Here is a 10,466-nt window from a genome sequence, read left to right as displayed (position 1 = left end):
CTAGGTCGCGCCAGGCCGCCACCGCTACCGCCGGCTCCGTGAGCCGGGCCAGCAGCTTCTCTACCGTCGCCCTTGGCGCCGGCACCCCCGCCAACCACCCGCACACCGCGCCGTCGACTTTTCCCTTCTGCGAGACGATCGCGATGAGCCGTTGCGCTTGGTCGTCCACATCGAGAAGATCTTGGCCCAGTTCCGTCCGCAGATGCTGGCCGCACCTGCCGGCGGCAAGGCGGAGGTCTTCCATCGCCGACCTCCACGGTTGCTTCCGCTCACCGCTGAACGGCCCGGCGATCCAGCTTCGAACCTCCGAAAGGGCGAGCGGCAGAGCTACAGCGCCGGCCCGGCCCCACGGCTGGTCATCAGAACGGGTCCACCAACCAACCGCGTCGTGCAGCTCATCGACCCAGCTCGGCGGGAAACGGAACGCAGGCCCAGAAGGAAACACAGAGGCAAAGTATCTCAACGTCGGAGGCCCGCCGGGGAGTGGGGCAGTGCGGCTTAAGAGGCTGTAGTCGATGACCTCGCCCCCGTATGCGCGGATCCGACCCGCCTGCGGACGGGTGGTGGCCGGGGGCCCATCGGACGCTGATGCACGCCGCCCGGTCGGTGGCGGCCTTCGGGAGTGAGCCGGTATTTCAGCCCTCGTCGGCCCGGGGCGCTAACCCCAGCCGACGAGCGCCCTTCGGTGAGTGCTGCAGCGAGGGAACCCCGCGGTGGGCACGTCATGCACAAAACTAAAGCGGATGCGCTAGAGTCCTGACTGGATCTGAAGTGCCAGTCTCTCTGGAGGGCTAGTTGAGCGAGGAATCGCCGGTCTCGGCCTGGGCGCGGTCACACTTCGGGCAGGACGCTGAGGTGGTGCGGCGTGGCCTTGTGGAAGGGCTGCACCACGCGCAGCAGCGGGCTGTGTTGATCCAGGAGATGTCAGGTCTACCGTCCAAGCAGCCGTACGGCGGCATGTGGCCGGCAACGTACAAGTCCCTGGAGGAGCAACTTGTAGGCCTTGAGGGGGCGTACAAGTTCCGGCCGCCGAATGCCTCGTACAACCTGATGGTCGTCCAGGAGCGGCTGCTGCTGCCCTTCAAGCTCGCCGACAACCTGAACGTGCCGGTGAAGCAGGCCCGCTTGGCGACGAAGATCGGCCGGAACCTGTCGCTTGCACTTTCCGCAGCGCAGCCGCCGGATGACCTGCTGAGCCTTCTGGGCGAGGACTTCGAGTTCGACCCGGTCGCAGTGGTCAACGAACTTGTTCACCTGAGCCCCGCCACTAAGATCATCTACGTGCCCTACGTTGCTCACGCCGATGCCGGCCTGCTGAAGTCCTGGTGGGGTGAGGGCCTCATGCAGTCCGACGGCACGATCGCCTGGCTTGTCGGCCAGCCGGAGGAGCTGCCAGCGGCTAAGGGCGCCACGTCGGAGGGCTCCACCGGCGCGTTCTCGGGGCTGGCGGAGGTTAGCGGCTCGGGGCGGGCCTTCGACGAGGGTGACCTGCCCGCGCTCGACTTCCCGACGCACTCGCGTCCGGTAGCGGCGCCGACGGCTGAGCGGGAGCCGGGGTCGGGAAAGCCCACCGCGAACAACGGCAATGCGTAAGCACGAACAACTCCGACTCATCACACCGATTGTTGCCGCTGGTGGGACGGCAACACCCGCCGCCATCGCCGACGGATTTGACCCCGGCCGGCTGACCCAGGCCCGGCAACTCGCAGCCATGACCAAGAGAGCACTCGCCGACCGGATCGGCGTCACGGCAGCGGCCATCGGACAGTACGAGCTCGGACTCACCAAACCCCGACCCGAGTTGATCGGGCCACTCGCCGAAGTCCTCAGCGTGCCTCCGCCGTTCTTCCTCAGAGGCCGCCCCCATGCCCGCCTCGACGCATCTATGGCTCACTTCCGCAGCTTGCGAGCGACGCGGGCATATCAGCGGGCGAAGGCGATCTCCTTCACCGAACTGGTGTGGGAACTGACCTACGCGCTGGAGAAGCGAGTCCAGCTTCCCTGGATCGACCTACCCGGCTTCGCCGGCGGCGAGGTGCACTCCGGGACCGAACTTCCCCGCGACCCAGCTGCCGCGGCCCAAGCGCTACGCAGTCACTGGAAACTCGGCAACGGGCCGATCAGTCACCTCGTCCGTCGGATGGAAGCCCACGGCATCGTCACCGTCACTCCACCAGCTGACGACGACGCCACCACCGTCGACGCCTTCTCCACCTCACGCCTGCCCCGGCCGATCGCGGTCTTGACCCCGAATCGCGCGAACAACGTCTACCGCCATCGTTTCAGTGCCGCCCATGAACTCGGCCACCTCGTACTCCATGGCGACACCGCGCCCGGTGACATCCAACAGGAACGTGAAGCCGACACCTTCGCGGCCGAGTTCCTCACGCCGCGCAACAGCATCCTGCCCGCCCTCCCCGGCCGCGCTGACCTCGGCAAACTCGTCGAGCTTCAAGGCGAGTGGGGAGTCTCGGTCAAGTCGTTGCTGTACCGATGTCGCGAGCTGGGGCTGTTGTCCGACTCCGCCTCCAGCCGTGCACACCAAAGACTGCACCTCTTGGCCGATCAGCCAGGCTTCCGTGCCGAACCCGCTGCTGCCTATCCGGGTGAGCAGCCGGCTATGCTCAGCCGAGCTTTCGACCTGGCTACCGGCAACGGCCTGACGATGCAGGCGCTCGCCGAAGAGCTCGCGTGGCCGCTGCCCTGGGTGAGAATGTTGCTGGGCGTAGCCGACCAGCGACCGGTCCTCAAACTGGTGCGGTAGACGATTGATCTCGCGCGACAGCGTCGGCGACGATCGCGTGGTGATCCGTGGGTGATCGGATGTCGACGACCGTTGCAGTACAGCGGGAACGAAGCACGGCACGCCGGGCGGATCGTCACCAGCCACTCGATCGTCGGTCGAGTGGTCATCGATGACGGTCCGTCGCTGGGGCGAGATCAGGCCCGCCGGTGAGGGCAGCCGCCTGTTCACGGTCAACGCACTGGCCCTGCCCGGCATCGCGGCACCAGTGTGGTTGCTCGATCCGGCCGCCGCCGCCTGGAAACGTGACGAGGAGGAACGCGTCCTCGGCTCGGGCTTCCATCACGTACTCCCGCAGATACCAGTCTCCAAACAAGGCGTTGCAGGAAGGGCAACTGAAGGCGGTGTAGGAACCTCTGGCGGTCGCGCTGTAGCGAGAACCGAGATTGGCGAGCGGCACGCCCAGACGATCCGCCTCCATCGCCACGCGGCGACGCACGTCGGGCCGGGCTTCCGGGCGGTCCTGTGCCCAGATCAACGCATGGCGGATCTCGGCTCTCGTTCCGCACGGTCCGTCAAAGACCTCCCGTTCGACCTCCCAGAACAGCGAGACACCACTGCACCGATAGCAGGGATACTCGAAACAGGACACCTGCGTGATGGCCGGCTGGCCGGTCGCCACGTGGGTACGGAAATCGATCCGGCCGGTGAGTAGACCGATGACGGCGTCGGCCAACGGCATCGCGGTGCCGTTGACGACCGTGGTGACGCTGTCGGCAGCGAAGGCGGTGTGGAACACGGGCAGGTCGCGTCGTGGAAGCGGGACGCTGCGCTCGTACCGGGTGAACCACACGCCGTGGACACGGTCGGCGGCATACCGATGCTGACGGTGTTCGAACTGGTCCCGGGTCTGCGCGCTCCACTGGACTTCGAATGCGAACTTGCTGGTCCCTCCGGTGGCTAATACGTCGGCGACCCAACCTTCTCCACGCGCCTCCGGTTCGGCGTCCCATCCGGCTGCCCGAGCGGCCTGCACGATGATGTTCTTAGCGTAAAGGTGCTGACCGGTCTCGGCTGAATGGCTCGCGCAGTCGCTCGCTGCCCTGTGCGCAAAATGCCGCACACCGAGCTTGCTCGTGCGCAGGTACGCCACAGCGCCGCAGTACGGCAGCCGCACGGAACACCGGCCCGCTCGAACGTCCGTCCGTAGCGACTGCCATTGCTCGTCGGACAGCAACGTGCTGACCGTCCGTACGCCATCGACCATCGCGAGAAGAGGCACAGGTACATGCTCAGTGCCGGGTACGACAGTTCCGTGATGCTGTGCCCAGCGGTTGTGGTAGCCCCTACCGGCAACCATTGGCAGGGCACGGGCGGTGTCTGAAGCCCCGCTCGCCGCGACCACGTCCTCTCACGACGACCAAACGGCAACCCTCGGGCTGGCCGATCCCTCGGCTCGTCAGCGTTGGTTGATGAGCAGGGACGTAGCGACGTGCTGTCGGCCGAGGGCGTGGGCAACTTGAAGCGCTTGACACAGCCCCCTCGCGACTCCCCGAGCGCCTATGGAAGAGGCGACGACCGCGGATGCCACACCGCAACGCACCGGATGTCCATAGCGGCGCGACAGGCTCGCCGCTGTCGACGCTCTTCTGCACATCGCCGTGATGTCACTGGCCGCGGGTCGCTTCCGGCGTGGGCACAGTGCCGCCGGCGCTACGCAGCGGCGAACTCGTTTGCCGATACGGTGAGCTGTCCGGATGATGCGAATGCCAACCGGTCGGCAGTGCAGGAGGCACGGTGCGCGCCACGTTGATGGATCGTGCGGACGGCGATCAGATCGACCTCATCCTGACGCATCCGGCGCACCAGGAGACCCTGCGCGCCTTGATCGATCTGATCCGGACATTACGCGCCTGCCGCTCTGCCGAGGAGTTGTACCACTTCCAGAGTCGGCTCCGTGGCATGGTCCTCGACACCGAGCAGCGTCGTTCCGCGATCAGCCGGCAGATCAAACGACTGGATAGGCACCGCAACCTCACCGCTGACGCACCCGAACTCGGCACAGCCCTCGACCGTACCGACCGGGAATCCTGGATATTGGAGAGCGACGTCTACGAGCGGATTTGGCGCCAGCTCAAGTCGATCGCGGACGCACTCGCCTGGAAAGTCTTCGGCTACCAGCGCAACATCATCGTGGCGCTGTCGCGCGCCGACGCCCCCGGCCCGATGTACGGCAAGACCGGCCTGGCCGCAGAGCTGGAGATCATCGAGACCGCGTGGCGCGAGAACCGGGAGTTCGTGCTGCACCACGACCTGACCAACGTCATCCGTGTCGGCGACGTCACCGTCCTCGACCGTGACGGCTGGGCCTGGCTCCGCGAGATCAAGACCAACCAGCGGTATCGAATTCCTGCCCAGGAGCGGCTGCTGGCCGACACCTCGCAGGTCCTCGCCGACGAGACCGGCAAGTTGCCCAGCGGCTACGCACCGGTGCGCACCACCATCGACTACCGCACCGACTTGGCGGGCCTGCGTGACATCCTCGGCTTGGCGCATGCGCGGACGGGTATCGCCGGAGGCGTGGTCTCGTCCGGCCGCGCGGTCGTCGCGGCCAGTCAGTTCACCGCCGCCGGCCGGTACACCGCTGAGGAGTTCGGCACTCAGTTCAGCGCCGAACTTGACCGGGTCCGCCACCGCATCGGCGCCGACGACCCTGGGCACACGCTGACGCTGCTGAGCATCGACCAGGCCGGTCGTACTCTCGTGCGCCCACCCTGGGGGATTTACCCGATCGAAGCCGAGGTCGCGGCCAGCCTCATCGCCGACGGCATGTTCTTCGCCGTCTGCATGAACCCGAACAAGATCATCGACTCGCTGGCCAAGGCCGGTGTCGAAGCGTCCTGGCTGCAACGTCTCGACGGCACCGAGGACCCCTCGAAGCCGTTGTTGAACGTCGCCGTACGGTCGGGCAACCGGCTCTGGTCGACATCCCTGAACTTCGCCGCGATCGCGGAGCTGATGCTCGAGCTGATCGATCTCCGCACCTGGAGCCAGCAGGTCGCCGCGATGCTCAGCGGCGAGTTCGCTGCCGGCACGCGGCCCTGGCCGTGCTTCGCCAGGGAGGCCAGAGTCTGGGCCTGATTGCCCGGACGCCGGCTGTTTCGCTCAGTGCCATCGCCCGGCGGATCGGATCGGCTCGCGAAGCGGCAATGGCGCCGTCAGACAAGGTTAGGCCGTTATGACCAACGCTGAGCGTCTGTTCTCGGCGCCGCCGGTCAGCAGGGTGAACTCGTACTCTCCCTCGCCGTCGGGCGTCATCGCGTAGCCGGTGTACGCGCCGGTGAGCGCGGGTGGGGGCGTCGTAACGGTGTGACGTGAGACGTACATCCAGGCGTTGTCGACCAGCCGTACGCACGCGATACCGTGGGCCTTGGCGAAGTCAAAGGCACCACTCTGGAATCCGCTGGCGGCCACCACCACGCTCTTTCGGACGCCGGTGAACTGGAGCTTGGGGAGAAGCACCTGAACATCGGAACCGTTTGTGCGACGGGCGTTCACCACCAGCGGCGCCTGACCTTGATCTCGCGTACGGGTATCTCGGAGGGGTGTAGGGGGCGTTCGACGACGGGGCGGATCGTGTGGGGTGTGATGCGGTCGCGTTCGTGTTCCTCGGCGAACCGGGCGGCCTGGTCGTGTTCGCCGAGGTTGTCTAGGGCCTTGAGGAGGTCGGTTACCAGGATGTCGAGGCGGTGGGTTTCGGCTTCGGCGGCGAGGAACCGTTCGTGGTGGGTGACTGCCCGGTGGCCGCACCACTGGCGTAGTAGTTCGTGACGGGGCCGGTCGTGGCGGCGGTACCAGTCGTACTCCCATTCCGGTGTCGTCGACCGGTTGTCGCGGCCGACGCGGTAGTCATCGCCGAACTTGCATTTTTGGCGGGACTGGGCTTCCTGCTCGATGACGAGGTCGAGGACCTGGGTCGGATGGGCGCGGCACGCAGCCTCGACCAGTAGGAGGGTGCCGGCCGGTGACAGGATGGTCCGGCCGTCGTGGTCGAACCATTCAGCCGAGGCGAGGATGTCGTCGACCGGGCCGTCGATGATCTCGCTCAGCCTGGCCCTGTCTCGGATGTCGGTGGCGCATGACACCGGGGACCAGAGCAGTTCGGCGATGTCATCGCTGATCAAGAGGCCGAAGATCTCCTCGACGCAGGCTTCCTCTGTGCGATCGAGGCTCAGATCGTCGATGCGTTGCCAGTTCGCCATCAGCGCGTCGAAGGTCCCGACCTCGTTCCACGGCACCCGCAGCCGCGACCCGGGGACCTTCTCCACCCGTTCGTCGGGGTCGTCGAGGAATCTGATCTCGAGGCGGGCGCTGTTCTTCTTCGGCTCGACGGCCAGGATGCGGACGCGTTCGGACGGTGCGTGGTCCGACTGCCGGTACGCCCATTCGTCGCCGACGGTGAAGCGGGAGGGGTCGATTCTCATCCAGCCGTCCTTCGGGTTAGCGTCGCTTGTTGCGTGGTACCGGGTCCGTGCTGGCGGTTCGCGCCGCGACGCGGCAGGTCCCGGCGCAGGCTCGTGCACATCCGGCCGGAGTGTGGTGGCGGTTGAGGTGTGGACGCACTTCAGGCGCCGGGGTCGAGCAGCCCGTGGTGCCACGATTCCGGCTGTCGGCGGATGCCGGCGCGGGCCTGCCGGTCCTGATCAGGGCGGTGGTGCTCTTTGCGTGGTCCGTGGGGGCTCCAGTCACCGAGGAACGGGCGCAGGTCGTCGGGTCCGGGTTCGGGGTTGTATTCGATGTCAGCCAGCACGCGGGGATTGCCGATGGGGTCGATCCGGTCGGCGGCGGCCCTGCCCCACGCGACCCAGCTGGTGAGGTACCCGCCGGCGCCGGTCCGTCCCTCGGCCGCTTGTTCGAGGGCGGTGCAGAACGCGCGGATGTCAGCTGCGGTGGTCCACGCCTGGTAGGCGTTGCGGAAGGTTTCCGCGCGGATGTTGTCCGCGGCCCGGACGCGGGCGTCGGCCATCGCGGCGTGCCATTGCGCGAGGGTGGCCTCCTCCTGCCGTCTGCGTTCGACCGCGGCTTCCTCCTGCCGCCGCCGGTGCTCAGCCGCGGCCTTCTCCCGGGCGGTTTCGGCTGCCCGCCGTTGCTGTTCGTCGGCGGTGACGCCAGCCTCGAACCCTTGGATGATCTGGGCGACGCGTTGTTCCAGACGTACGCGTGCGGTGTCGGTCCAGGTGTCCCGGTTGTCGTGTCCGGCCCGGGCGATCTCCAAGCGGAGCCTGCCGGAGTCGACGACGTCGAACTCCGCGGGTTTCATCCACGGCCGCAGGCGCAGCACCTTCAGCTCCTCGGCGGTGGGTTCATGCGGGACCTGGTCGCGTTCCTCGGTCAGGGTGACCGTGCGTCGGACCTGCCCTGCCTGGAGGAACATCCGCGGGTGTTTCGCCTTGGTGTTGACCCCGAGCCGGTGCCCACGTCGGGCCGCCTCGCCGGCGAGTTGCCGGATCAGTAGCAACGCCCGGGGCAGTAGGTCCGGGCTGACGGCGAGGTTGGTCGGATCGGCTTCGAGGGCGCTGAATGCCAGGTGCGGGTCGGTGGTGACGCGTCGGGTGTTGAGCCGGATCCGGTTCCAGTCGGTCTCGTCGGGACCGGCGTCGGTGTAGAGGCGGATGACGATGTCGCCGGCGTCGCGGCCGGTGTGGCGCAGGTGGTGACCCGAGGGCACAAGTCCCTGCTGCTTGATCGCGTGAATGATCCGGCGGTACCGGGCCCGCGTTCCGCTGTCGGGACTCTCGATACGGACCATGCCGCCCTCGTGCTGTAGGCGGTCGAGCAGTTCGCGAGCCGGTCGCAGCAGGTCCGCCGAGGAAGCGCCGCCGGCGGTGCCGCCGGGTGCCGGTGTCTCGGACCGCGGGAGGGAAGCACGGTGGTCGGGATGATCGGGGTGGTGGCCATGCTCAAGGTAGAAGCGACCGGCGTCGGTCGAGGACGCCCTCCACACCCCTGCCTTGCGTGTCACCGTCACCAGGTTCCGGTCCTGGAGCGCACGCGCCGACCGGCGGTACTCGACGCCGTCCGGGCCGCTGAGGTCATCGCCGCCGTGGATCCGGCGAAGCAGGTCGAGCTGCCGCTCATTGAGCGAATCCCATCGCTGCACCAGCCGACAGTAAGGGGCACGGCGTACTCGATCGAGCTGGACACGGCCGCAAATGGCAGCCGGGTCCCAAGAACGAACCGAACTGTCGACTCCACCTAAAACTGCCCCGTGGTTTCGGAACCCGCTCTGAACGGAGGGGTCAAGGGTTGAGGCTCTGGCAAGCATTCCTTGATCGATCTTGGCGTCCGCTTATGGTGTAGCGAGGACTCTTTGCGGAGGAGGTCGAGGTTCGCCCGGCCATACATGTGCCGCTTGATCGTCTTGATGCGGTGACCTGGCCTTCGACCGGGCCTGAGCTCCAGGGCTTGGTGAGGCCGGCGACGACGGCGTCGCGGTCGCTGGTCAGGCCGGCGGCGAAGCCGGGGATTTCGGGGTATCCGGCGTTCCGGGCGCGGTTGATCCAGGCGTCGAGGTGCTGGCCGGTGCGCTGGTGGCGGACCAGTGCGGCGAACCCTCGGGCGAGGTCGGCGACAGTGTCGAGGCCGGGGCAGCGGCTGCGGGTGTCGGCGAGGTCGCGCCGGTCCCCGGTCTGGTGCCGCAGCCGCTGTGGTTCATCCTGGATCCGGCGATGTCCCCAATCGCGGATTTCTGCGGTCAGCCGCAGCACCAGGTCCTGGATTTCATCGCTGAGGCGGTAGCCGGTTTGCCTCGTCTGTATAGGTCGAGTGGCGTCGGACCAGCCATCGGTGTCAGGCGGGCAACGTTGCCAAGTGACGCCTCGGTGTCCCCGTATCCGGCGAAGCAACAGATAGGCCAGGACGGACAGAACGGCCCGGTCCAGACCTCGACCAGCAGAATCGCCGCGGCTCAGCAGCCGCTTGCCCATGCAGCTCAAAGGAATCTTCGTACCCGCGGAGGGTCCGCGTATCGCGCTCTGACTACCTGGCCTCCCGAACGATCCGCAACGCGGAGATCACGGCGGCTTGTGCCGCTGTGCCCAGACCAGGGAGCGCATCGTCGTAGAGCTCCATCAGGCGACCGTGTGCCCATCGCCGGAGATCGTCGTCGGATTGGCCCGGAGGGGCAGGCAGCAGGTCGTCGAGCAGGTGAGCGGCGACCCGGGTGTGGACACCGGCGCGGATCCAGGCGAGGGCCTCCGGTGTGTCCGCGCCTGATCGCACGGCTAGTGGGAGCAGATTTAGCGCCCTGACGGCTTCGGCCGGCAGGGCCCACGGACCGTCGGGTTCGTGCTCTTGGCCGAGCGTGATGATGGCGGTGAGTGCTCCCGCGATGAGGGAGAGTCCGAACCGAAAGGCGTTGCCGGTGACGGTGATCGCTCGCGGAAGTGGGTCTTGCGGGCCGCGTTTGGCGTTACCGTCGACGCTTTTGCGATGGATGTGGTGGGCTATCGCGATGATCGGTTCGCCGTTCATCCATGCATGCAGCGCCGCCCGATAGGCAGACCAAGCGTCCGTGCGCGGGGTGCCAGTGTCGAAGATTTTTGACAGCTTGCTTGCGTCTCCATATGGGCTCGGCGGCAGGATGCGTCGCAGCTGTGCTGGGGGCAGTTGTTCGAGGAAATCCAGCATGAGGTCTGCCCAGCGCGTGATCGTGCTCGGTGCG

At 67.1% G+C, this 10,466-nt stretch carries 10 protein-coding genes; 3 read left to right on the top strand and 7 right to left on the bottom strand.

The window, feature by feature from the left end:
* A partial coding sequence (locus EFE23_RS26135; RefSeq protein WP_148058538.1) for a hypothetical protein occupies positions 1-244 on the bottom strand: 244 nt, incomplete at its 3' end.
* Positions 245-795: 551 nt separating this feature from the next.
* Between EFE23_RS26135 and EFE23_RS26130 the strand changes: the two genes are divergently transcribed.
* On the top strand, positions 796-1,593 hold the full coding sequence (locus tag EFE23_RS26130) for a hypothetical protein (RefSeq protein WP_123243551.1): 798 nt from the start codon (positions 796-798) through the stop codon (positions 1,591-1,593).
* Positions 1,586-2,764: a helix-turn-helix domain-containing protein gene (locus EFE23_RS26125; protein WP_199737244.1), complete on the top strand. Its 1,179-nt coding sequence runs from the start codon at positions 1,586-1,588 to the stop codon at positions 2,762-2,764. Before EFE23_RS26130 ends, EFE23_RS26125 begins: the two co-directional genes overlap by 8 nt.
* Positions 2,765-2,909: 145 nt before the next feature.
* Here the strand turns inward: EFE23_RS26125 and EFE23_RS26120 are convergent, their stop codons facing one another.
* Positions 2,910-4,025, bottom strand: a complete 1,116-nt coding sequence (locus tag EFE23_RS26120; RefSeq protein WP_123243550.1) for a competence protein CoiA family protein — start codon at positions 4,023-4,025, stop codon at positions 2,910-2,912.
* 515 nt (positions 4,026-4,540) lie between these two features.
* Between EFE23_RS26120 and EFE23_RS26115 the strand changes: the two genes are divergently transcribed.
* The gene (locus tag EFE23_RS26115; protein WP_148058537.1) at positions 4,541-5,884 is read left to right on the top strand and encodes a hypothetical protein; all 1,344 of its coding nucleotides are present in this window, start codon (positions 4,541-4,543) and stop codon (positions 5,882-5,884) included.
* Between the two features lie 87 nt (positions 5,885-5,971).
* Here the strand turns inward: EFE23_RS26115 and EFE23_RS26110 are convergent, their stop codons facing one another.
* The 5 genes from EFE23_RS26110 to EFE23_RS28080 form a co-directional block, all read right to left on the bottom strand.
* A complete protein-coding gene (locus EFE23_RS26110) occupies positions 5,972-6,265 on the bottom strand; it encodes a hypothetical protein (RefSeq protein ID WP_123243548.1) in 294 nt (97 codons plus the stop codon).
* Positions 6,266-6,297: 32 nt separating this feature from the next.
* A complete protein-coding gene (locus EFE23_RS26105; protein WP_123243547.1) occupies positions 6,298-7,227 on the bottom strand; it encodes a hypothetical protein in 930 nt (309 codons plus the stop codon).
* A gap of 140 nt (positions 7,228-7,367) precedes the next feature.
* Positions 7,368-9,068 carry a hypothetical protein gene (locus EFE23_RS26100; RefSeq protein WP_148058536.1) on the bottom strand — a complete coding sequence of 567 codons (1,701 nt, stop codon included), beginning with the start codon at positions 9,066-9,068 and terminating at the stop codon, positions 7,368-7,370.
* Complete coding sequence (locus tag EFE23_RS29190) at positions 9,043-9,729, bottom strand: hypothetical protein (RefSeq protein WP_233601148.1); 687 nt, start codon at positions 9,727-9,729, stop codon at positions 9,043-9,045. The genes EFE23_RS26100 and EFE23_RS29190 overlap by 26 nt, the downstream gene beginning before the upstream one ends.
* Positions 9,730-9,781: 52 nt before the next feature.
* Positions 9,782-10,466, bottom strand: a 685-nt coding sequence (locus EFE23_RS28080) for a hypothetical protein (protein WP_204348511.1), incomplete at its 5' end; no start/stop codon positions are given.

Origin of the sequence: Micromonospora solifontis (genome assembly GCF_003725545.1) — a bacterium.
In the GTDB taxonomy this organism is placed as follows: domain Bacteria; phylum Actinomycetota; class Actinomycetes; order Mycobacteriales; family Micromonosporaceae; genus Micromonospora; species Micromonospora solifontis.
Note: the sequence above shows the minus strand (reverse complement) of the source record. Positions and strands in the feature narration are given on the sequence as shown.